The following is a 21,385-nucleotide window of genomic DNA, read 5'->3' as shown; positions in this document are numbered from 1 at the left end:
TTTTGCAACGAAAATCTGCGACAACACAGGAACCTAGAGCGCTTCACGATCGCGTTGCAAACGCGAAGCTTCTCTATCTCTTTTATTTTGCCGCATTTTCTACGACGAACCGGTATCCATCTCGTCGGAAAATGCTCTGGTGATGACGATGCGACCCGGTCCTCGGCGCCCGAACGGTGCCGGGGACCGGACGTGTATGGACGATGCCCGACGGGGTACGGCGGGGCCGGGGACAGGAATGTCGAAGCGCGACTACTACGAGGTGCTGGGCGTCGCCCGCACCGCGACCGACGGTGAGATGAAGTCGGCCTTCCGCAAGCTGGCGATGGTCTACCACCCCGACCGCAACCCCGGCGACAAGGAGGCCGAGCTCAAGTTCAAGGAGCTCAACGAGGCCTACCAGTGCCTGTCCGACGGGCAGAAGCGCGCGGCCTACGACCGTTTCGGCCACGCCGCCTTCTCGCAGGGCGGCCAGGGCGGCCCCGGATTCGGCAACGAGTTCGGCGACTTCATGTCGGACATCTTCGACACGTTCTTCGGCGACGCCCGCGGCGGGGCCGGGCCGGGCGGACGCCCGGGCGCCGGGCCGGGCGGGCGGCCGGGCGGCGGCCGCGAGCGCGGCGCCGACCTGCGCTACAACCTGGAGATCAGCCTCGAGGAAGCCTTCACCGGCAAGACCGAGACGATCAAGATGCCGACCTCGGTCACCTGCGAGGTCTGCGCCGGCTCGGGCGCCAAGGCCGGCTCGAAGCCCAAGACCTGCCCGACCTGCGCCGGCTACGGCCGGGTGCGGGCGGCGCAAGGCTTCTTCGCCATCGAGCGCACCTGCCCGGCCTGTCACGGCCGCGGCGAGATCATCGAGGACCCGTGCACGGCCTGCGCCGGCGCCGGGCGCGTCACCCGCGAGCGCACGCTGTCGATCAACGTGCCGGCGGGCGTCGACGACGGGTTGCGCATTCGCCTGGCCGGCGAGGGCGAATCGGGCCTGCGCGGCGGACCGGCGGGGGACCTCTACATCTTCCTGTCGATCAAGCCGCACCCGTTCTTCCAGCGCGACGGGGCCGACCTGTTCTGCCGCGTGCCGATCTCGATGGTGACGGCGGCTTTGTCGGGCGAGATCACCGTGCCGGTGATCGACGGCTCGCACACCTCGGTCCGGGTCCCGGCCGGCACCCAGACCAACAAGCAGTTCCGCCTCAAGGGCAAGGGCATGCCGGTCCTGCGCGCGCGCGACGTCGGCGACCTCTACATCCAGGTCTTCGTCGAGACGCCGCAGAACCTCACCAAGCGCCAGCGCGAGCTGCTGCAGGAATTCGACACCCACGGCAACCAGGCCGACAATCACCCGGAGAGTGCCGGCTTCTTCTCGCGGGTGAAGGAGTTCTTCGACGGGCTGAGCGGGTCCGGCCGCGCCTGAGGCCGGGGTGCCGCGAGCCGATGCCACCGTTGCGCGTTCACCCGCGCAAGCGGGATTGCGGGGTTCGCGGCGCTCGGGCGGGGGTGTCAGGCTTGACGGCGAGGCGCCTTTGAACGACAGCCGTTCACCAATCGACTTTTCGCGTGTTCAAGGGTCTTCGGTCTTGCCTTTGCCTCGCCGATCCAGGGCCAAAGCCATCGCGGTCTCCGGCTCGATGCCTCACCCGAGGTCGCCGAAGCGCGACATCCTCGAGGACGAGGCGCGGTTCCTGCGCTCCTGGTTCGAGCGGCCCCTGGTCACCGGTGCCGTGACGCCGTCGGGCCGGATGCTGGCCCGCACCATGGCGTCCTACGTCGATCCGCGCCTGACCGGCCCGGTGATCGAGCTCGGGCCGGGCACCGGGCCGGTGACCGACGCGCTCGTGCGCCGCGGTATCGCCCAGGAGCGTCTGGTCCTGGTCGAGTACAACCCGGATTTCTGCAAGCTGCTGCGCCGGCGCTTCCCGAAGGCCACGGTGCTGCAGGGCGACGCCTACGACATCCGCGCCACCCTCGCGGGCGTCGTGGCGGAGCGGGCCTGCGCCACGATCTCGAGCCTGCCGCTCTTCACGAAGCCCCTGGAGCAGCGCCTCGACCTGCTCACCGCGGCCCACGACCTGATGCACCCGGACGCGCCGTTCGTGCAGTTCACCTACGCGGTGGTGCCGCCGATCCCGGCCAAGTCCACCACCTACACGGCGAGCCGCTCCAACAAGGTCTGGCTCAACCTGCCACCGGCCCGGGTGTGGGTGTACCGCCGGCCCTGACGGCGTCGCCGCGCGAGCCGGGCCGACGGCGCCCGGCCATCGAGCCGGCGACCCCGTCGCCGAGGTCGCGGCGGGACCGAACGTCGACGATCCTGCGCGACCGTCCGCGCCTCACGGCTTCTCCCACTGCGCCTCGATGATCGTGTAGACTTTGTCGCTGAGGTTGATGTCCATCTCGACGAGGCCGATCGTGTTCTTCACCCGGCTCAGGGTCTCGGCCAGCTCGAGCACCGGCTCGGGCACCCGGCGCTCCGGCAGGGTGGGTCCCTCGAGCTTCAGCACGTCGGCGAGCATCGCCGTATAGGCGCCCCAGAAGTGCTGGTGGCCGATGACGTGGAAGCGCGACAGGGTGTCGATCGCCAGCGTCCAGTGCCCCGGCTTCATCGCCTCGCCCGGGAAGGTGCAGGAGAGGTCGCGGGTCAGCGGGTTCTCGAGCCAGCTGTAGGTCTCCATGTCGATCCGGTCGAAGCCCTTGCGCAGGGCCGAGACGCTGCCGAGGTCGAGGCCGGCCGCGAAGGCGCAGGGGCCCTGGAGGTGGTCGACGCGCCATTGCTGGACCGGGTCCTTGCCGATCTCCGCCATGCGGCGCAGCCACAGGATGCGCTTGGCGAGCTCCACGTACGGATCGACCACCAGGATCGTCTTCACGTAGTCGCCGGCCTGGACCACGTCCTCGTAGCGCTTCATCAGCAGGCTGCCCTGCAGCAGCATCGAGTCGGCGTACTTGATGTCGATGACGCAGCGCAGCAGGTCGAAGTGCATGTCGTGGATGCCGAAATACGACAACGCGAATTCCGGGAAGAGCATGTCGCGGGCGTGGTTGTCCTGGCCGATCGTGTAGTCGAGGGCCAGCACGCGGGCCTGGCGGTAGGCCGCGCCGGCGCGGTGCCGGTAGAGCAGGATGTTGGTGTCGCCGTCGAAGATGTCGAACTGCGACGCCTGGTCGAGGCCGGGGCAGCTCTCGCCGTCGAGCTTGAAGCCGCAGATCCCGTGGGCGTGCCAGCCGAAATCCTTGAGCTGCGGGTAGTGGACCCAGGCCTCGATCACGGCCTCCCGCGTGCGGTCGAGGACCACGCGCAGGCGGGGGGTGCGGCGCATGTCGTCGGGCGCGATCCAGAGATCGAAGCTCGCCGGGCCGACGACGTTGAAGTTGAATCGCATGCCGCTTGCTAGGCCGAAGACCGCAGCGCGGCAAGGGAGTCGGGGACCGCAGGCGGGCCGGGCCGCCCGGCCGGCGGGGCGACCCGCCGCCACGCGACGGTGGGCGACGCGCCGGAGGCGCCGCGCGGCCCCTTGCGGCGGCGCGGCCGGCCGGTCTTGATGCGGGCATGTCCGACCTGTTCGCCTCCGCGGGCCTCGACCGCGACGCTCCCCGCCCCCTCGCCGACACCTTGCGGCCCACGGGCCTCGCCGAGGTGGTCGGGCAGGAGCACCTGACCGGGGAGGGGGGGGCGCTGACCCGGCTCCTGCGCGGCCGCAACCTCGGCTCGCTGATCCTGTGGGGGCCGCCCGGCACCGGCAAGACCACGGTGGCGCGGCTCTTGGCCGGCGAGACCGACCTGCATTTCGAGCAGATCTCGGCGATCTTCTCCGGCGTCGCGGAACTGCGCAAGGTGTTCGAGGCGGCCCGCGCCCGGCGGGCGGCGGGGCGCGGCACCCTGCTGTTCGTCGACGAGATCCATCGCTTCAACCGGGCCCAGCTCGACGCCTTCCTGCCGGTGGTCGAGGACGGCACCGTGACGCTGGTGGGCGCCACCACCGAGAACCCGTCCTTCGAGCTGAACGCCGCGCTCCTGTCGCGCGCCCGGGTGCTGGTCTTCCGCGCCCTCGACGAGGCGGCGATCGCCCGGCTCCTCGACCGGGCCGAGGCGGTGACCGGCCGCGCGTTGCCGCTCGAGCCTGAGGCCCGCGCGGTGCTGGTGCGGATGGCCGACGGCGACGGGCGGGCGGCGCTGACGCTCGCCGAGGAGGTCTGGCGCTCGGCGGGTCCCGACGAGATCCTGGATGCCGCCCTGCTGCAGGAGCTGATCCAGCGCCGCGCGCCGATCTACGACAAGGCGCAGGAGGGCCACTACAACCTGATCTCGGCGCTGCACAAGACGATCCGCGGCTCGGACCCGGACGCCGCCCTGTACTACCTCTGCCGGATGCTCGATGCCGGCGAGGACCGGCTGTTCATCGCCCGCCGGCTGGTGCGGATGGCGGTGGAGGATATCGGGCTCGCCGACCCGCAGGCCCTGGTGGTGGCCAACGCCGCCAAGGAGGCGTTCGACTTCCTGGGCTCGCCGGAAGGGGAACTGGCCCTGGCGCAGGCCGCGATCTACCTCGCCACCGCGCCGAAATCGAACGCGGTCTACACCGCCTACAAGGCCGCCACCCGCACCGCCAAGGAGCACGGCTCGCTGCCGCCGCCCCGCACCATCCTCAACGCGCCGACCAAGATGATGCGCAAGCTCGGCTACGGCGAGGGCTACCGTTACGACCACGACGAGCCCGACGCCTTCTCGGGCCAGGATTACTGGCCCGAGCGCCTCGGGCGGCAGCGCTTCTACACCCCGACCGATCGCGGCTTCGAGCGCCGGGTGGCCGAGCGGCTGGACTGGTGGGAGGAGGCGCGCACCGCCCGGGCGCGCGGCGAGTAGAGGTGTGACGGTTTGGTGACGATCCCGCGCGAAACTGCCCGCGTCCGTTGACCGCAGGTCGTTCCTCGCCATGATGATCGACGTCGCGTCACATCCGGGTCGGGAGCGGTGATGACCACACGCATTCTGTCCATCGCCAACTGCAAGGGCGGCACCGGCAAGACGACGACCACTGTCAACCTCGCGGCCGAGTTCGGCAGCCGGGGCTATCGTGTTCTGGTGATCGACCTCGATCCCCAGGGTCACAGCGGCCTCGGCTTCGGGGCGCTGGCCGAGCTCGGCCTGCCGAACGCCCACACGCCGCTGCGTCAGCGCGGCGGCGGCTTTTCCGGGGCGGTCCAGGCGACGGACGAGGACGGGGTGGCCATCATCCCGGCCGACCGCAGCTTCAACGGGCAGTTGGGCCACGACGACGGTCATTGCCTCGACGCGGCGCTGGCGCCGCTCCTGCCGGATTACGACCTCGTCCTGATCGACGTGCCGCCCTCCGCCCGGGCGGTGATGATCTGCGCGCTGCTGCCGAGCAGCGGCGTGGTGGTGCCGACCACCCTCGATCCCCTCGGCCTCGACGGCGTGCGCCAGTTCGCCCGCTCGTTCCACGACACGATGCTGCGCTTCCGCGCCGCGCCCCTCGGCCTCGCCATCGCGCCGATGCGGATCGATTTGCGCACCAACGTCGAGAAGGACACCCTGGCCCAGCTCCGCACCGGCTTCGGTCCGGGGCAGATGGTCCGCGGCGTGCGCACCGACGTGGCGGTGAGCGAGGCCTTCGCCCGGCGCCAGCCCCTGCGCCGCTGCCGCCCGAACGCCCGCGCGGCCGCCGACTTCGCCGCCCTGGCCGACGACCTGATCCAGCGCTTCGGCATCGAGCAGGACGCCCACGGCGCCGCCGAGGCCCACGGCCGCAGCGAGGGGTTTTCCCGGGCCTGCTCGTGGGCGTGAGAATTACGGGGCGTGAGAACTCCCGGGCGCGAGGGTTCGAGCCGGGCCACGGCTTTAAATCCGGACGAGACGGTGATTCGCCGGGCGTGACGGATGCGCGCGCCGATGGTACGAGCCCGGTCATGACGAAGCCTCCTCATCGCGGCGGTTCCGGGCGGTCGCGGACCGGCCCGGGCGGATCGCCCTCGGGCCGCCCGCCGCGGGCCCGCACCGGACCGCGCAACACCGCGCGCGACGCCGCCGAGCGCGCCGCCGGCCTGGTCGTGTCCAACCGCGCCCCCTTCGGCCGCGACCGGACCGACGCCGCCCCCTGGGAGCGCGACGAGGCCCCGGCCCGCGCGCCGGCGAGACCTGCTTTGCCCAAGCCTGCTTCTTCCAGGCCTGCTTCCGCCAAGCCCCGCGCCGAGCGACCGCGCTCCGGCCCGCCGGCCGAGCGGGTGGCCGGAAGCGCGTCCGAGGACCGTCCGCCGCGCCGGCCGCGGCGCGAGGAGCGTCCGGAGACCGGCGACGCGCCGCGCAGCCGCCGGGCCGCGGAGATTGACGCGCCGGAGGCCGAGACCCGCGCGCAAGCCACGGCCCGGTCGGGGACCAAGACCATTGCGGAAACCAGGACCCGCGCTCCCGACGCGAAGCCGCCGACCCGGAGGGCCCTGCGCGAGGCGACCGCCGAGGCGCTGGCGACCGGCGTGCAGACCCTCGAGGTGACGGCCGACGAGGCCGGGATGCGGATCGACCGCTTCCTCTCGGCCCGCTTCCCGCAATTGCCCTTCACCCGCATCCAGAGCCTGGTGCGCAAGGGCGAATTGCGGGTGAACGGCAAGCGCGCCAAGGCCGCCGACCGGGTCGAGCCCGGCGCCAGCGTGCGCGTGCCACCCTTGAGCCTGGAGGCCCGCCCGCCGGCCCCGAACTCGCCGCGGGCGGAGGGCGACCTCGCCTTCCTGCGCTCCCTGATCCTCTACGAGGACCAGGACATGATGGTGCTCAACAAGCCTTTCGGCCTCGCGGTGCAGGGCGGCTCGGGCACCACCCGCCACGTCGACGGGCTCCTGGAGGCGATGCGCGACAAGGACGGCCAGAAGCCGCGCCTCGTCCACCGCCTCGACAAGGACACGGCGGGCTGCCTCATCATCGCCAAGACCCGGCTCGCAGCGGCGACGCTCGCCAAGACCTTCCGGTCGCGGGCGGCGCGCAAGATCTACTGGGCGCTCGCGGTCGGCGTGCCGAAGGTGCGCCAGGGCCGGATCTCGACCTACCTCGCCAAGGAGGAGATCGGCGACGCCGACGCCCGGATGCGGGTCGCCAAGCACGGCGACGAGGGGGCCAGCCACGCGCTGACCTACTACGCGCTGGTCGACCAGGCCGGACAGAAGCTCGCCTGGCTGTCGCTGAAGCCGGTGACCGGGCGCACGCACCAGCTGCGCGCCCATGCCGCCCATATCGGCCATCCGCTGGTCGGCGACCCGAAATACTTCGACATCGAGAACTGGGAGCTGCCCGGCGGCATCCAGAACCGGCTGCACCTGCTCGCCCGGCGCATCGTGATCCCGCATCCGCGCACCGCCAAGCCGGTCGACGTGACCGCGCCGCTGCCGCCCCACATGGTGCAGAGCTGGAACCTGCTGGGCTTCGACGCCTCGCGCTACGACCCGATCGTCGAGGCGCCGGAAGCCTGACGCATCCGGGCTCCCCGCCTCGGCGGGGAGCCCGCCCGAGAGGAAGACCTGCGCGAGAGCGGGGCTCCGCACGGGCAGGTACCGGTTCGGGAGGCCTTGGCAGGCGGCCCGTGCGCCTTATTCTCGATGGCGTCGCGAACACGGCACCAGCGGGGCCCGCGGCCCGTCCGGAGTGAGACCAGTCGCATGAGACCCGCCCGCAAGAATCCTAACCCTCAGAATCCTCACCCTCAGAATCCTCCCCGCCGGCATCCTGCCGGCCTTGGACGCGCCGTGCTCGCCGGTCTCGGCCTGGTCGGCCTCCTCGCCTGCACTGGTACGGCGCTGGGCCAGACCGCGCCCGCCGCGCCCGCGGCGACGGCTCCGGCTACCACACCGGCCACCCCCGCCCCCCGCCCGGACGGCAAGCCTCCGGCGACGCGGCAGGAAGGACGCCAGGACGGGCGGCAAGAGGGACGGCAAGAGGGACGACAAGACGGGCGCGCCGCCCCGGCGGACGCGACAGCGGCCCGGCCGGCGACGCAGGAGCGCGCCGCGGCGCCCCGGCGGCGGCGCCCGACCTATGCTGCCTGCAACCGCGCCTCGCAGCGCCGCAGCCTGAAGGGCGGCGCACGGCGCCGCTTCCTCATCCGCTGCCGCCTGGGCTATGAGCGGATCCAGCCGGGCCAGCCGGCCCGCACCCGTCCCTGAGGCGCCCGTCCGCAGGGCCCGGGCAGAGTGCCGGTCCCGGCCGGACGAGGCGGCCCCAGCCATGATCGCGCAGCCACAACCCCGCAGCCATGACCCTGATCGTCTTCGACGTCGACGGCACCCTGGTCGACAGCCAGCACATGATCGTGGCGGCGCAAGCCGAGGCCTTCGCGGCGGTCGGGCTGCCGGCGCCGAGCCGGGCGCGGTCGCTCTCCGTGGTCGGGCTGTCGCTGCCGCAGGCCTTCACCGCCCTCGTCGGCGCCGACGGGCCGGTCGAGGCGTTGTCCGAGGCCTACAAGCAGAGCTTCGGCCGCCTGCGTGCCATGGCGGAGATCCGCGAGGCGCTGTTTCCCGGCGCCGCCGACCTGCTGGCGCGTCTGAACCGCGAGGCCGCGGTGCAGCTCGGCATCGCCACCGGCAAGTCGCGCCGCGGCGTCGACCACCTCGTGGCGGTGCACGGCTGGGAGGGCTGGTTCTCCACCGTCCAGACCGCAGACGACGCTCCCTCGAAGCCCCATCCGGCCATGCTCCACCAGGCGATGGCGGAGGCCGGGGCCGAGCCGTCCCGCACGGTGATGATCGGCGATACGAGCTACGACATGGCGATGGCCCGGGCCGCCGGCGTCACCGCCCTCGGGGTGAGCTGGGGCTACCACTTGCCCGAAGCGCTGCACGAGGCCGGGGCCGACGCAGTGGTCGACAGCTTCGCGGACCTCGACGACGCCCTGCGCCGGCACATCGCCGCCGGGTGAGGCCGGCTCGCAACCGCCCCCGACAGGCCCTATCTCTGCACGCATGACGAACGACGACGTGACCCGCGACTGGCTCGGCGACCCGGACGGCACCGCCGATCCGGTGCGCGCCGCCCGCCAAGGGGCGAAACCCGCCCTGCCGAAGCGATTCTACAAGGAGGCGGGAATCGTCGAGGCCGAGGACGGCTTCCGCCTCGTCCTCGACGGCCGTCCGGCCCACAGCCCGACCCGACGCCGGATCGCCGTGCGGCAGCGGGCGCTCGCCGAGGCCCTGGCCGCGGAATGGGGGGCGCAGGAGGAGGTCATCGACCCGACCCGGATGCCGCTGACCCGCCTCGTCAACTCGGCGATCGACGGAGTGGCGGACCGGCGCGAGGCGGTGGTCGACGACCTCGCGGCCTATGCGGGCACCGACCTCCTGGCCTACCGGGCCGGCGATCCGGCCCGCCTCGTCGCCGCGCAGGCCGCCGCCTGGGACCCGGTGCTCGACTGGGCCCACGAGACCCTGGGCGCCCGCTTCGTGCTGAGCGAGGGGGTGATGCACGTCACCCAGCCGGAGGCCTCGCTCCAGGCCGTGCGCCGCAGCGTCGAGGCGGTGGAGAGCCCGACCGCGCTCGCGGGCCTGCACTCGATGACGACCCTGACCGGTTCGGTGCTGATCGCGCTCGCCGTCCTGCACGGCCGGCTGACGCCCCGGGAGGGCTGGGCCGCCGCCCATGTCGACGAAACCTTCCAGGCCGAGGTCTGGGGCCGCGACGCCGAGGCGGAAGCGCGCCTCGACAAGCGGTGGAGCGAGTTCGAGGCGGCGGCAAGGGTCGCGGCCTTGAGCGCGTAAGGTCCGGTGCGCCCGGGATCCGGGCGCCCCAAGAAGGACGGACCGGGGCCGAGGCCCCGGTCCCGGTCCGGTTACTTCCGCAGCGAGCCGGTGGCGATGTCGGCGTTCGGATCCATCGCCTGCGGCACCGACGGGGTGAAGACGACGAGGCCGCTCGTGTCGATGCCGCGTACGTTCACCTCGGCGCCGGGCGCCATGCTGGGCAGGGCGGCGAAGAGCGGCATGCCCGCGGGCACGCTCGCGGAGAAGCCCGGCACGTCGAGGGCCGGGATGCCGGCCTGGTCCAGCGTGGTGCCTTCGGCACGGGCGGCCAGGGTGCCGGCCGAGAGGGCGCCGGCCATGACGAGGCCGGCGGCGACGACGGTCTTGAGGATCATCTTCGCGTCTCCTGTGCTTGCCAGATCATGCGACTCGGCAGATCCGCCAAGGTGTATCTTGCGGAGATAATGCGCGAGACCGCCGGCGGTTCTCAGGAAACGCGCGCGATGACGCCTCGCTTCGGCGCAGCCGGCGCGGCGCCCGCCGGGAGCTGGTGGAACAGGTGAAATCCGCAGGTCTCGGCGCCGTGCTCGGCGATCTCGGCGCGGAAGCCGGGAGGGCCCGCAGAAGCGGCGGCGAGGCTGCCGGCATAGGTCCAGGCGCTGCCGGCGAGGAAGGCCGGCACCGGAAAGTCGTTGGGCACCGCGCAGATCAGGTCCGGCTCCGCGCGGCGGCGAAACAGGTTGTAGGTCGGCCGGCGCTGCGACCGGCGCGGCACCGCACAGCGAGGTCCGGCCAGGGAAACGTCGCTGCGTCTCCATCTCGTGGTCATCGGCGCTCCCCGGCTCCCGATCCATCGCGTCTCGGGGATCTTCGTAGCTGTCTCGTCGAGAAACCGCGATGACATACGATAAGTGCCAGCCACCGATCCGGAGATACTGTGGAGACGGCTCGGCACCTGAAATGCTGCGGCGCACCAAGTCGAGCCTGATTACCACTTTAGGCCAAAGGCTCGACGGATCTCCTTGGTCTTTTCAAAATTTTGAATACCCGCTCAAGTTTTTTCAGTTTTCCTTGCGGCGGGGGCATCCCCATAGTCGCCCTCGACACGGCGATCCGGGCCGGTCGGCGGCGCGCCGCCCTCTCTCCGGGATCCGGTCGTCCAATCATCGCGCCCGCCGCCCCCCGGCGGCCGTGGCGCGGGAACCGAGTTCACGAGGCCGGACGCAGGGTCCCGGCCCGAAGCCCGCAGGGCTGGAGGAGACACATGGCTGGATCGAGACGCCCGGGGCGCAACTTCCTCTTCGTTCCGGGGCCGACCAACATTCCCGACCGCGTGCAGCGCGCGATGATCGTGCCGTCCGAGGACCACCGCTCGTCGGCCTTCCCCGAGCTGACCCTGCCGCTGTTCGAGGAGACGAAGAAGATCTTCAAGTCCCGCGAGGGCCAGATCTTCCTCTTCCCGGCCACCGGCACCGGCGCCTGGGAGGCGGCGCTCACCAACACCCTCTCCCCGGGCGACCGGGTGCTGGCGCCGCGCTACGGCCAGTTCAGCACGCTGTGGATCGACCTCGCCCGCCGGGTCGGCCTCGACGTCGAGGTCCAGGAGGAGGAGTGGGGCAAGGGCGCCGACCCGGACCGGATCGAGGAGGCCCTGCGGGCCGACCGCGAGCACCGGATCAAGGCGGTCCTGGTCGTCCACAACGAGACCACCACCGGCGTCACCTCCGACATCGGCGCGGTGCGCAAGGCGATCGACGCGGCGGGCCACCCGGCGATGCTGTTCGTCGACGGCGTCTCGGCGATCGGCAGCATCGACTTCCGGGCCGAGGAATGGCGGGTCGACTGCGCCATCACCGGCTCGCAGAAGGGCCTGATGCTGCCGGCCGGCCTCGGCATCGTCTGCGCCAGCAAGCGGGCGCTCGAGGCCTCGAAGACCGCCGAGTGCCGGCGCGTGTTCTTCGATTTCGGCGACCAGGCGAAGGCCAACGCCACCGGCTACTTCCCCTACACGCCGGCCCTGCCGATGCTCTACGGCCTGCGCGAGGCGCTGCGCTGCGTCGAGGACGAGGGACTGGAGAACGTCTTCGCCCGCCACCGGCGGCTGGCCGACAGCACCCGCGCCGCCGTCGAGGCCTGGGGCCTGACGCTCTGCGCCAAGGAAGAGAAGTGGTACTCCGACACGGTGAGCGCCGTGATGGTGCCCGACGGCGTCAACGGCGCCGAGGTGATCGACATCGCCTACAAGCGCTACAACCTGGCCCTCGGCGCCGGCCTGTCCCAGGTGGCGGGCAAGCTCTTCCGCATCGGCCATATCGGCGACCTCAACGAGCTGATGCTGCTGGGCGCGCTCGCCGGCGTCGAGATGGCGATGCTGGACGCGGGCATCCGGATCGAGCCGGGCAGCGGCGTCGCGGCGGCCCAGAAGTCGCTCCGCGGGAGCCAGGAGGCGCGCTGACGGCGCGACAATCCGGCCGTGCGGCGGACGCGCGCCTCGTGAGGGGTTGCGGGGCGGACGGGGGAAACCCCGGAGCGTCCCGCCCCGACCGGCTGCCAGGCCGCGCCCGTCGTGCCATTGTGCCGCGCCGTGCCCCAAGGGAGGGGTACAAGAGCGACCGGAGACCCGAATGTCCCACCGTATCGTCTTCCTCGACCGCGAGACCCTCGACGCCGAGTTGCGGCACCCGAACTTCCCGCACGACTACGCCGAGTACCCGGTGACCGCGCCCGGCGAGATCGTCGAGCGGCTGGCGGGCGCCCAGATCGCCATCCTCAACAAGGTGCCGATGCGCGAGGCGACCCTGCGCCAGCTGCCGGACCTGAAGCTGATCGCGGTCGCAGCCACCGGGACCGACGTGATCGACAAGGCCGCCGCCAAGGCGCAGGGCATCACGGTCGTCAACATCCGCAACTACGCCTTCAACACCGTGCCCGAGCACGTCATCGGGCTGATCTTCGCGCTGCGCCGCGCGATCGTGCCCTACGCCAACTCGGTGCGGCGGGGCGACTGGGGCAAGGCGCGCCACTTCTGCTACTTCGACTACCCGATCCGCGACGTCGCGGGCTCGACGCTCGGCATCGTCGGCTACGGGGCGCTCGGCAAGTCGATCGGCAAGCGGGCCGAGGCCCTCGGCATGCGGGTGATCGCCTACGACGTGATGCCCCAGGACGGCCTCGTCGACCTCGACACGATCCTGCGCGAGAGCGACGTGATCACGCTCCACGCCCCGCTGACGCCCGAGACCCGCAACATGATCGGGCGGGACGAGCTGGCGCGGATGAAGCGCGACGCGATCCTGATCAACACCGCCCGCGGCGGCCTCGTCGACGAGGCGGCGCTCGCCGAGGCCCTCACCGCCGGCACGATCGGCGGCGCCGGGTTCGACGTGCTGACGAGCGAGCCGCCGCGGGACGACAACCCGCTGCTCGCCCTCGACGTCCCGAACCTCATCATCACCCCGCACGTCGCCTGGGCGAGCCAGCAGGCGATGCAGATCCTCGCCGACCAGCTCGTCGACAACATCGAGGCCTTCGTGGCCGGCCGGCCGCAGAACGTGGTGGAGTAGGGCGGGCGCGAGCGCTAACCCGCACTTCCTGCGCAACCCCCCCGCGCGGCCCTCGGGCACCCGCGGCGGAAAGGACGACGATGAAGAAGCTCCTGTTCCAGTTCGATACCGACCCGATGCCCAGCGTGTTCGACGTGGTGGTGGGCTATGACGGCGGCGCCGACATCATCACCGGCTACCCGAACGTGACCCCCGACACCGTCGGGGCGCTGGTCGACGGCACGATCTACACCCGCGGCGGCGCGGAGAAGAAGTCGACCGCGATCTTCGTCGGCGGCGGCAGCATGGCGGCCGGCGAGGCGGTGTTCAAGGCGGTGCGCAAGCGCTTCTTCGGCCCGTTCCGCGTCTCCTGCATGCTCGACTCGAACGGTTCGAACACCACGGCGGCCGCCGGCGTGGCGCTGGTCGCCAAGGCGGCGGGCTCGCTCCAGGGCAAGCGCGCCCTGGTGCTTGCCGGCACCGGCCCGGTCGGGATGCGCTCGGCGGCGCTGCTCGCCAAGGAGGGCGCGAGCGTGACGCTGGCCGGGCGCCAGCTCGCCAAGGCGCAGGAAGCCGCCAAAGCCATCGAGACCCGCTTCAAGGTCGAGATCAAGGCGATCGAGACGCCCGACGCGGACTCCCGCGGCGCGGCGCTCGCCGAGACCGACGTGGCCTTCGCGGCCGGCGCGATCGGCCTCGAGCTCGCCTCCGAGGCGCAGTGGAGCGAGGCGAGGGGCCTCGGCTTCATCGCCGACTACAACGCCCAGCCGCCGCTCGGCTTTGCCGGCATCGAGGCGACCGACAAGGGCAAGGAGCGCCACGGCAAGGTGGTGTTCGGGGCGCTCGGCATCGGCGGCCTGAAGCTCAAGCTGCACCGGGCCTGCATCGCCCGGCTGTTCGAGAGCGCCGAGCTCGTCCTCGACGCGGAAGAGATCTACGCGCTCGCGAAAGAGATGGCGTGATGACGGACGCACCCGCTTCCGAGGATACGATCCGCGGCTTCCTCGACGGGCTGGCGAGCGAGCGGCCGACGCCGGGCGGCGGCGGCGCGGCGGCGATCTCCGGCGCCATGGGGGCGGCGCTGGTCTCGATGGTCTGCAACCTCACCATCGGCAAGAAGAAGTACGCCGAGGTCGAGGCCGAGATGATCGCGACCCGCGACCGGGCGGAAGCCCTGCGGGCCCAGCTCACCGGCATGATCGCCGAGGACGTGAGCGCCTTCAACGCGGTCATGGGCGCCTACGGCCTGCCGAAGGCGACCGACGAGGACAAGGCGGCCCGGGCCGCCGCGATCCAGGATGCCCTGCGGCTCGCCACCGACGTGCCGCTGGCCTGCGCCCGGACCTGCCGGGCGGTGATCGACCTCTGCGAGGGCGTCGCCGAGCGCGGCAACCTCAACGTGGTCAGCGATGCGGGCGTCGCGGTGCTGGCCGCCCAGGCCGGCCTGCGCAGCGCCGCCCTCAACGTCTACGTCAACGCCAAGGCGATCGAGGACCGCACCTTCGCGGAGGGGCGCCTCGCCGATCTGGCCCGGGCCCTCGACGGCGCCGACGCCCTCACCGAGCGGGTCTACGGCCTGGTGAAGGCCAAGCTGACCTGAGCCGAACCCGGCCCGGCGCGAAGCCGGGCCGGCCGAGACGATCCAGGACCGGCCTTGCGCCTGGCAAGATGATCGAAGACCGGCGAACCGCCGGGCAAGACGAACCGAAGCAACGCACCGGGCTGTCGAGCCGGGCGCGAGGACCCCCCTCGCGCCCGGGACGGGGAGCCTTTGCCCAGAACCCAAGGAGGACGCCATGGACGTGCACGAGTACCAGGCCAAGGAGCTGCTCGCGAGCTTCGGGGTGCCGATCCCGAAGGGCGCGGTGGCCTTCAGCCCCGACCAGGCGGTCTACGCCGCGACCGAGATGGGCGGCGGGCACTGGGCGGTGAAGGCGCAGATCCATGCCGGCGCCCGCGGCAAGGCCGGCGGCATCCGGCTGTGCCGCTCGACCCACGAGGTCCGCGAGGCCGCCAACGACCTGCTCGGGCGGCGCCTCGTCACCCACCAGACCGGTCCCGAGGGCAAGCCGGTGCAGCGGGTCTACATCGAGTGCGCCGACGCCTTCGAGCGCGAGCTGTATCTCGGCATCGTGCTCGACCGGAAGGTCGAGCGGGTGCGGGTCGTGGCCTCGAAGTCCGGCGGCATGGACATCGAGGAGATCGCCGCGACCGATCCCGACGCGCTGCTCCAGGTGGTGGTCGAGCCCGCGGTCGGCCTCCAGGCCTTCGAGGCGCGCGAGCTCGCCTTCCAGCTCGGCCTGAACATCAAGCAGGTCGGCGCCGCCGTGAAGACGATCATGAGCGCCTACCGGGCGTTCCGCGATTGCGACGCCACGATGCTAGAGGTCAACCCGCTCGTCGTCACCCGGGACGACCGGGTCCTGGCGCTCGACGCCAAGATGTCGTTCGACGACAACGCGATGTTCCGCCGCCGCGCCATCGCGGACATGCACGACCCGTCGCAGAGCGACCCGCGCGAGGCCCAGGCCGCCGAGCACAACCTGAGCTATATCGGCCTCGACGGCGAGATCGGCTGCATCGTCAACGGCGCCGGCCTCGCCATGGCGACCATGGACATGATCAAGCACGCCGGCGGCGAGCCGGCGAACTTCCTCGACGTCGGCGGCGGCGCCTCGCCCCAGCGCGTCGCGACCGCCTTCCGCCTCGTCCTGTCCGACCAGAACGTCCGGGCGATCCTGGTCAACATCTTCGCGGGCATCAACCGCTGCGACTGGATCGCCGAGGGCGTGGTCCAGGCGGCCCGCGAGGTGAAGATCGGGGTGCCGCTGGTGGTGCGGCTCGCCGGCACGAACGTCGAGGCCGGCAAGGCGATCCTGGAGAAGAGCGGGCTCGACCTCATCACCGCCGACACCCTGACCGAGGCCGCCGAGAAGGCCGTCGCCGCCGTCCGCGCGGCGCACTGAGGAGGATTTTCCCGATGAGCATCCTGATCGACGAGAAGACCCCGATCCTGGTCCAGGGCATCACCGGCGACAAGGGCAGCTTCCACGCCCGCGAGATGGTCGAGTACGGCTCCCGGGTCGTGGCCGGCGTCACCCCGGGCAAGGGCGGGCGCAGCGAGCACGGCGTGCCGGTCTTCGACACGGTGCGCCAGGCGGTGCGCGAGACCGGCGCCGAGGCCAGCATCACCTTCGTGGCCCCGCCCTTCGCGGCGGACGCCATCATGGAGGCGGCGGATGCCGGCATCCGGCTGATCTGCTCGATCACCGACGGCATCCCGGCCCAGGACATGATGCGGGTGAAGCGCTACCTGCGCCGCTACCCCAAGGAGCGCCGCCCGATGGTGGTCGGCCCGAACTGCGCCGGCATCATCTCGCCCGGCAAGTCGATGCTCGGCATCATGCCCGGCCACATCTACCTCAAGGGCAACATCGGGGTGATCTCGCGCTCCGGCACGCTCGGCTACGAGGCCGCCGCGCAGATGAAGGCGGTGGGACTGGGCATCTCGACCTCGGTCGGCATCGGCGGCGACCCGATTAACGGCTCGTCCTTCCTCGACCACCTGGCGCTGTTCGAGGAGGATCCCGACACCGAGGCCGTGCTGATGATCGGCGAGATCGGCGGCCCGCAGGAGGCAGAGGCCGCGGCCTGGATCCAGAAGAACATGTCGAAGCCCGTCGTCGGCTTCGTCGCCGGGCTCACGGCGCCCAAGGGCCGCAAGATGGGGCATGCCGGCGCGATCATCTCGGCGGCCGGCGACAGCGCCGGGGAAAAGGCCGAGATCATGCGCTCCTACGGCCTCACCGTCGCCCCGAGCCCGGGTGCCTTCGGGACGACCATGGCCGAGGTGATGGCGACCCGGCGCAAGGCCGCGTGACGCTCTCTCCTCCCCCGGCGATCTCGGGCTTGCCCGAGACCGCTCAAGCTTGTGGGGAGGAGCCGGAGGCGGGGGTGGTGCCGGACAGAGCGCTGCGGTGCCTCCTGCACCACCCCCACGCGGGATCTTCGATCCCCCCAACCCCTCCCCACAAGGAGGAGGGGAAACTCCCTCGACCCCCACCGGGGAGCTTCCGATGATCCACACTCCCGTTCCCGACACGCCCTTCGTTCCCCCGCTGATCACCGGCACCGACGACCGGGTGGCGCTCGACGTGCTGTTTCGCTCGCTGGTGGACGTCTGCCGGCGCCACCAGCCGGAGCTGGAGGCGGTTCTGCGCGGGCAGGCGGACATCGCCGGGCTGACGCCGGGGCTGACGGCGCGGGCGCTGCAGGTGCAGGGCATCTGGTTCCAGCTCATCGCCATCGCCGAGCAGAACACCGCGATGCGCCGGCGCCGCCACGTCGAGCGCAATGCCGGCCGCGACCGGCTCAAGAACTCCTTCAGCGCGGTGCTGGCCCGGGCCGCCGCCCAGGGCGTGCCGCCCGAGACCGTGCACGGCGTGCTGTCGTCGCTGCGGGTGCGCCCGACCCTGACGGCGCACCCGACCGAGGCCAAGCGCGTCACGGTGCTGGAAAAATTCCGGCGCATCTACCTGATCCTGAAGGAGCTGGAGATGCCGCGCTGGACCGAGCGCGAGCGCCACGCCCTGATGGACGACCTGCGCGACCAGGTCGAGCTGGTCTGGATGACCGGCGAGCTGCACCTCGAGAAGCCGACCGTCGACCGCGAGGTGGCCTGGGGCCTGCACTTCTTCGACGAGACCCTGTTCGAGATGCTGCCCGAGACCCTGGGCTCGCTGGAGGAGGCCTTCGCGGCCTCCTATCCGGGGTCCCGGTTCGAGGTGCCGGCCTTCTTCCAGTTCGGCTCGTGGATCGGCGGCGACCGGGACGGCAACCCCTTCGTCACCGCCGAGGTGACCCGGCGCACGCTGCGGCGCAACGCGCTCGCGAGCCTCAGGCGCTACCGCGACGGCATCACCGCGCTCGCCCGCACCCTCTCGATCAGCGCCCGCTCGCTGCCGGTGCCCGAGGCCTTCGCGGCGGCGCTCGCCGACCAGCTCGCCCGCCAGCCGGACGGAGAGGCGATCGCGAAGCGCAACCCGGGCGAGCCCTACCGACAGTTCCTCACCTGCCTCAGCCGGCGCCTGGAGGCGACGGTCGCGGGACTCGAGGGCACCGGAGCGGAGGGGCCGCGCGCCGGCGCCTACGCCGATGCCGACGAGCTGATCGGCGACCTGCGCGACCTCGAGGACGGGCTGTCGGAGGCACGCTGCGGCTCGCTCGCCGCCAACATGGTGCGGCCGGTGCGCCGGATGGTCGAGATCTTCAGGTTCTCGACCGTGCGGCTCGACATCCGCGAGAACACCACCCGCACCACCCGGGCGCTCCAGGCCCTGTGGCGGCGCCAGCACGGCGAGGGCGCGGGCGAGCCGCCGGACGTCGATTCGCCGGCCTGGATGGCCTGGCTCGAAGCGGAGCTCGCCCGCCCCCTCGACGGCCTGCCCGACCTCGACGGCCTGTCCGAGGAGGCGCGCGAGACGCTCGCCACCTTCCGGCTCGTGGCCGAGATGCGCGGCAGCCTCGACCGCGAGGCCTTCGGCGCCTTCGTGCTGTCGATGACCCATTCGGTGCCCGACATCCTGGGCGTCTACCTGCTGGCGAAGACCGCGGGCGTCTTCCTCGACGCGGCCGGCATCGAGGTCTGCCCGTTGCCGATCGTGCCCCTGTTCGAGACGATCGACGACCTGCGGGCGGCCCCCGCGATCATGCGGGCGCTCCTCAAGGTGCCGGTGGTGCGCCGCTCGGCCCGCCAGCAGGGCGGGGTGCAGGAGGTGATGATCGGCTACTCGGATTCGAACAAGGACGGCGGCTTCGTCGCCTCGAACTGGGAGCTCGCCAAGGCCCAGGGCAAGCTGACCCAGGTCGGCGAGCAGGCCGGTCTCGCCATCGCGTTCTTCCACGGCCGCGGCGGCTCGGTCAGCCGCGGCGGCGCTCCCACCGCACGGGCCATCGCGGCCCAGCCGCGGGGCTCGATCCGGGGCCGGTTCCGCACCACCGAGCAGGGCGAGGTGGTCTCGTTCAAGTACGCCAACCGCGGCACCGCCGCCTACCAGATGGAGCTGCTCGCCTCAGCGGTGCTCGACCACGTCCTCGACGCCGCCCCGCGGCCGGGCCAGGCCGCGGCGACCGCCGAGTTCGACGACGCGCTGGAGGCCTTCTCGGGCGCTTCGCGGGCAGCCTATGCCCGGCTGATCACGCATCCCGACCTCGTGACGTATTTCGGCGCCGCGAGCCCGCTCGACGAGATCGCGCTCCTCAACATCGGCTCGCGGCCGGCCCGGCGCTTCGGCGCCCGCAGCCTCGCCGACCTGCGGGCGATCCCGTGGGTGTTCGCCTGGAGCCAGAACCGGCACGGCATCACCGGCTGGTACGGGGTCGGCAGCGGCTTGAAGAGCCTGCTCGACGTGCGCGGGGAGGGCGGCCGGGCGCTGCTGCGGCGGATGTTCGAGGACTCGCCGCTCTTCCGGCTGATCCTCGACGAGGTGGAAAAGACCCTGCTCACCGTCGATCTCGGCATCGCCCGCGAGTTCGCGACGCTCTGCCCGGACGAGGGCGCCCGCGAGGCGATCTTCGCGATGATCGAGGCGGAGTACCGGCTGACCTGCGCGATGGTGCTGGAGGTGAGCGGCGCGGCCGGCCTCGCCGAGCGCTTCCCGCTCTATCGCGGCCGGCTCGCCGCGCGGCTGCCGGTGCTCAACCAGGTCGGCCGCGAGCAGGTCGACCTCCTGCGCCGCTTCCGGGCCGAGGCCGACGAGAACCGGCGCGAGACGCTGAAATCGGCGCTGCTGCTGTCGATCAACTGCGTCGCCGCGGGATTCGGGGCGACGGGGTGAGATCGTCCCGCTCGATCTCCGATCCATCGGAGACGTCATCCATCGGAGACGTCATGGCGCGGGCTTCTCCCTCCCCCCTCTGCGGGGGAGCGGGAAACCCGCGCCTGTCGGTCCCCCCGGCACCAACCCGCACCCCACCGGGCCGACACCCCCCACCTTCCGCCACGTTGCGTCCGTCACCGACGGAACGCCAAGATCTCTCCCAGGAGGAACCCCAATGAGCTTCACCCTCGTCCAGCAAGCCACGCCCCGCCTGCACCGCTCCGAGCTGGCGGTGCCGGGCTCGAACCCGACCTTCATGGAGAAGTCGTCCAAGTCCTCGGCGGATGTGATCTTCCTCGACCTCGAGGATGCGGTCGCGCCCGACGACAAGGAGCAGGCACGCAAGAACATCGTCCAGGCCCTCAACGAGATCGATTGGGGATCGAAGACGATGATGATTCGCATCAACGGCCTCGACACCCACTACATGTACCGGGACGTGGTCGACATCGTGGAGGCCTGCCCGCGCCTCGACATGATCCTGATCCCCAAGGTCGGCGTGCCGCAGGACGTCTACGCCATCGACGTGCTGGTGACGCAGATCGAGCAAGCCAAGCGCCGCGAGAAGAAGCTCGGCTTCGAGGTGCTGATCGAGACGGCGCTCGGCATGGCCAACGTCGAGGCCATCGCCCAGTCCTCGAAGCGCCTCGAGGCGATGTCGTTCGGCGTCGCCGACTACGCCGCCTCGCTGCGCGCCCGCTCGACGGTGATCGGCGGCGTCAACCCGGACTACTCGGTGCTGACCGACAAGGACGAGGCGGGCGCCCGCCAGACCCACTGGCAGGATCCGTGGCTGTTTGCCCAGAACCGGATGCTGGTGGCCTGCCGCGCCTACGGTCTGCGCCCGATCGACGGCCCGTTCGGCGACTTCTCGGACCCGGACGGCTACACCTCGGCGGCCCGGCGCTGCGCGGCGCTCGGCTTCGAGGGCAAGTGGGCGATCCACCCCTCGCAGATCGATCTGGCCAACGAGGTCTTCACCCCGAGCGAGGCCGAGGTGACCAAGGCGCGCCGCATCCTCTCGGCGATGGAGGAGGCGGCCAAGGCCGGCCGCGGCGCCGTCTCGCTGGACGGGCGCCTCATCGACATCGCGTCGATCCGCATGGCCGAGGCGCTGATCGGCAAGGCCGACGCCATGGCGAGGGCCTGAAAGCCACGGGCGCGCCCCGACGACAGGGACGCGGGGGCCAGCCGCAAGGCCGGCCCACCGCCGGAGAGCAAGTCCGC

19 protein-coding genes are annotated in these 21,385 nt (G+C 71.8%); 16 read left to right on the top strand and 3 right to left on the bottom strand.

Annotation, left to right across the window (positions count from 1 at the left end; all coding sequences use genetic code 11):
- The first annotated feature begins 238 nt into the window (after window positions 1–238).
- On the top strand, window positions 239–1,417 hold the full coding sequence (gene dnaJ, locus V3T34_RS28515; RefSeq protein ID WP_060847973.1) for a molecular chaperone DnaJ: 1,179 nt from the start codon (window positions 239–241) through the stop codon (window positions 1,415–1,417).
- A 163-nt stretch (window positions 1,418–1,580) separates the two neighbouring features.
- Window positions 1,581–2,222 (top strand): class I SAM-dependent methyltransferase, encoded by a 642-nt coding sequence (locus V3T34_RS28510; protein ID WP_407942793.1) that lies wholly within the window; start codon window positions 1,581–1,583, stop codon window positions 2,220–2,222.
- A gap of 111 nt (window positions 2,223–2,333) precedes the next feature.
- Here V3T34_RS28510 and V3T34_RS28505 read toward each other — a convergent pair whose 3' ends face one another.
- Window positions 2,334–3,383, bottom strand: coding sequence for a hypothetical protein (locus V3T34_RS28505; protein WP_060847971.1), 1,050 nt, complete (start codon window positions 3,381–3,383; stop codon window positions 2,334–2,336).
- Between the two features lie 167 nt (window positions 3,384–3,550).
- Here V3T34_RS28505 and V3T34_RS28500 point away from each other — a divergent pair, with 167 nt between their 5' ends.
- The 6 genes from V3T34_RS28500 (at window position 3,551) to V3T34_RS28475 (ending at window position 9,756) form a co-directional block, all read left to right on the top strand.
- On the top strand, window positions 3,551–4,864 hold the full coding sequence (locus V3T34_RS28500; RefSeq protein ID WP_091883878.1) for a replication-associated recombination protein A: 1,314 nt from the start codon (window positions 3,551–3,553) through the stop codon (window positions 4,862–4,864).
- A gap of 111 nt (window positions 4,865–4,975) precedes the next feature.
- On the top strand, window positions 4,976–5,806 hold the full coding sequence (locus V3T34_RS28495) for a ParA family protein (protein WP_091747593.1): 831 nt from the start codon (window positions 4,976–4,978) through the stop codon (window positions 5,804–5,806).
- Window positions 5,807–5,928: 122 nt separating this feature from the next.
- Complete coding sequence (locus V3T34_RS28490; RefSeq protein WP_305079463.1) at window positions 5,929–7,479, top strand: RluA family pseudouridine synthase; 1,551 nt, start codon at window positions 5,929–5,931, stop codon at window positions 7,477–7,479.
- Between the two features lie 273 nt (window positions 7,480–7,752).
- Window positions 7,753–8,169, top strand: coding sequence for a hypothetical protein (locus tag V3T34_RS28485; protein ID WP_305079464.1), 417 nt, complete (start codon window positions 7,753–7,755; stop codon window positions 8,167–8,169).
- An 89-nt stretch (window positions 8,170–8,258) separates the two neighbouring features.
- On the top strand, window positions 8,259–8,921 hold the full coding sequence (locus tag V3T34_RS28480; RefSeq protein ID WP_305079465.1) for an HAD-IA family hydrolase: 663 nt from the start codon (window positions 8,259–8,261) through the stop codon (window positions 8,919–8,921).
- A gap of 43 nt (window positions 8,922–8,964) precedes the next feature.
- Window positions 8,965–9,756 (top strand): ATP12 family chaperone protein, encoded by a 792-nt coding sequence (locus V3T34_RS28475; protein ID WP_305079466.1) that lies wholly within the window; start codon window positions 8,965–8,967, stop codon window positions 9,754–9,756.
- A 71-nt stretch (window positions 9,757–9,827) separates the two neighbouring features.
- Here the strand turns inward: V3T34_RS28475 and V3T34_RS28470 are convergent, their stop codons facing one another.
- Together V3T34_RS28470 and V3T34_RS28465 are read right to left on the bottom strand one after the other, a co-directional pair.
- Complete coding sequence (locus V3T34_RS28470; protein ID WP_305079467.1) at window positions 9,828–10,133, bottom strand: hypothetical protein; 306 nt, start codon at window positions 10,131–10,133, stop codon at window positions 9,828–9,830.
- A gap of 92 nt (window positions 10,134–10,225) precedes the next feature.
- The gene (locus V3T34_RS28465) at window positions 10,226–10,513 is read right to left on the bottom strand and encodes a hypothetical protein (protein ID WP_060847964.1); all 288 of its coding nucleotides are present in this window, start codon (window positions 10,511–10,513) and stop codon (window positions 10,226–10,228) included.
- Window positions 10,514–11,002: 489 nt separating this feature from the next.
- Here V3T34_RS28465 and V3T34_RS28460 point away from each other — a divergent pair, with 489 nt between their 5' ends.
- The 8 genes from V3T34_RS28460 to V3T34_RS28425 all read left to right on the top strand — a co-directional run bounded on the left by V3T34_RS28460 (window position 11,003) and on the right by V3T34_RS28425 (window position 21,308).
- Window positions 11,003–12,193 carry an aminotransferase class V-fold PLP-dependent enzyme gene (locus V3T34_RS28460; protein ID WP_060847963.1) on the top strand — a complete coding sequence of 397 codons (1,191 nt, stop codon included), beginning with the start codon at window positions 11,003–11,005 and terminating at the stop codon, window positions 12,191–12,193.
- Between the two features lie 169 nt (window positions 12,194–12,362).
- Entirely contained in the window at window positions 12,363–13,301 is a 939-nt protein-coding gene (locus tag V3T34_RS28455; RefSeq protein ID WP_305079468.1) for a D-2-hydroxyacid dehydrogenase, read from the top strand.
- Window positions 13,302–13,381: 80 nt separating this feature from the next.
- Window positions 13,382–14,242, top strand: coding sequence for an NADP-dependent methylenetetrahydromethanopterin/methylenetetrahydrofolate dehydrogenase (locus V3T34_RS28450; protein WP_091883865.1), 861 nt, complete (start codon window positions 13,382–13,384; stop codon window positions 14,240–14,242).
- Window positions 14,242–14,880: a methenyltetrahydrofolate cyclohydrolase gene (gene fchA, locus V3T34_RS28445; protein WP_060847960.1), complete on the top strand. Its 639-nt coding sequence runs from the start codon at window positions 14,242–14,244 to the stop codon at window positions 14,878–14,880. The genes V3T34_RS28450 and fchA overlap by 1 nt, the downstream gene beginning before the upstream one ends.
- Before the next feature lie 196 nt (window positions 14,881–15,076).
- The gene (locus V3T34_RS28440; RefSeq protein WP_060847959.1) at window positions 15,077–16,246 is read left to right on the top strand and encodes a malate--CoA ligase subunit beta; all 1,170 of its coding nucleotides are present in this window, start codon (window positions 15,077–15,079) and stop codon (window positions 16,244–16,246) included.
- A 14-nt stretch (window positions 16,247–16,260) separates the two neighbouring features.
- Complete coding sequence (gene sucD, locus V3T34_RS28435) at window positions 16,261–17,160, top strand: succinate--CoA ligase subunit alpha (RefSeq protein ID WP_060847958.1); 900 nt, start codon at window positions 16,261–16,263, stop codon at window positions 17,158–17,160.
- 196 nt (window positions 17,161–17,356) lie between these two features.
- Window positions 17,357–20,116, top strand: a complete 2,760-nt coding sequence (locus tag V3T34_RS28430; protein WP_305079469.1) for a phosphoenolpyruvate carboxylase — start codon at window positions 17,357–17,359, stop codon at window positions 20,114–20,116.
- Window positions 20,117–20,333: 217 nt separating this feature from the next.
- Complete coding sequence (locus V3T34_RS28425; protein ID WP_305079470.1) at window positions 20,334–21,308, top strand: HpcH/HpaI aldolase/citrate lyase family protein; 975 nt, start codon at window positions 20,334–20,336, stop codon at window positions 21,306–21,308.
- Window positions 21,309–21,385: the final 77 nt, after the last annotated feature.

The organism is Methylobacterium ajmalii, from assembly GCF_036448855.1.
Lineage (GTDB): Bacteria > Pseudomonadota > Alphaproteobacteria > Rhizobiales > Beijerinckiaceae > Methylobacterium > Methylobacterium ajmalii.
The sequence above is the reverse complement of the archived record's forward strand: the minus strand, read 5'-3'. Positions and strand labels throughout refer to the sequence as shown.

What these genes read in the sequence shown, in the direction of transcription:
- V3T34_RS28460 (WP_060847963.1), top strand. Translation starts at nt 11,003, where the DNA reads ATGGCTGGATCGAGACGCCCGGGGCGCAACTTCCTCTTCGTTCCGGGG.
- V3T34_RS28455 (WP_305079468.1), top strand. Translation starts at nt 12,363, where the DNA reads ATGTCCCACCGTATCGTCTTCCTCGACCGCGAGACCCTCGACGCCGAG.
- V3T34_RS28440 (WP_060847959.1), top strand. Translation starts at nt 15,077, where the DNA reads ATGGACGTGCACGAGTACCAGGCCAAGGAGCTGCTCGCGAGCTTCGGG.
- V3T34_RS28505 (WP_060847971.1), bottom strand. Translation starts at nt 3,383, where the DNA reads ATGCGATTCAACTTCAACGTCGTCGGCCCGGCGAGCTTCGATCTCTGG.
- V3T34_RS28480 (WP_305079465.1), top strand. Translation starts at nt 8,259, where the DNA reads ATGACCCTGATCGTCTTCGACGTCGACGGCACCCTGGTCGACAGCCAG.
- V3T34_RS28475 (WP_305079466.1), top strand. Translation starts at nt 8,965, where the DNA reads ATGACGAACGACGACGTGACCCGCGACTGGCTCGGCGACCCGGACGGC.
- V3T34_RS28495 (WP_091747593.1), top strand. Translation starts at nt 4,976, where the DNA reads ATGACCACACGCATTCTGTCCATCGCCAACTGCAAGGGCGGCACCGGC.
- dnaJ (WP_060847973.1), top strand. Translation starts at nt 239, where the DNA reads ATGTCGAAGCGCGACTACTACGAGGTGCTGGGCGTCGCCCGCACCGCG.
- V3T34_RS28500 (WP_091883878.1), top strand. Translation starts at nt 3,551, where the DNA reads ATGTCCGACCTGTTCGCCTCCGCGGGCCTCGACCGCGACGCTCCCCGC.
- V3T34_RS28490 (WP_305079463.1), top strand. Translation starts at nt 5,929, where the DNA reads ATGACGAAGCCTCCTCATCGCGGCGGTTCCGGGCGGTCGCGGACCGGC.
- fchA (WP_060847960.1), top strand. Translation starts at nt 14,242, where the DNA reads ATGACGGACGCACCCGCTTCCGAGGATACGATCCGCGGCTTCCTCGAC.
- V3T34_RS28425 (WP_305079470.1), top strand. Translation starts at nt 20,334, where the DNA reads ATGAGCTTCACCCTCGTCCAGCAAGCCACGCCCCGCCTGCACCGCTCC.
- sucD (WP_060847958.1), top strand. Translation starts at nt 16,261, where the DNA reads ATGAGCATCCTGATCGACGAGAAGACCCCGATCCTGGTCCAGGGCATC.
- V3T34_RS28450 (WP_091883865.1), top strand. Translation starts at nt 13,382, where the DNA reads ATGAAGAAGCTCCTGTTCCAGTTCGATACCGACCCGATGCCCAGCGTG.
- V3T34_RS28430 (WP_305079469.1), top strand. Translation starts at nt 17,357, where the DNA reads ATGATCCACACTCCCGTTCCCGACACGCCCTTCGTTCCCCCGCTGATC.
- V3T34_RS28470 (WP_305079467.1), bottom strand. Translation starts at nt 10,133, where the DNA reads ATGATCCTCAAGACCGTCGTCGCCGCCGGCCTCGTCATGGCCGGCGCC.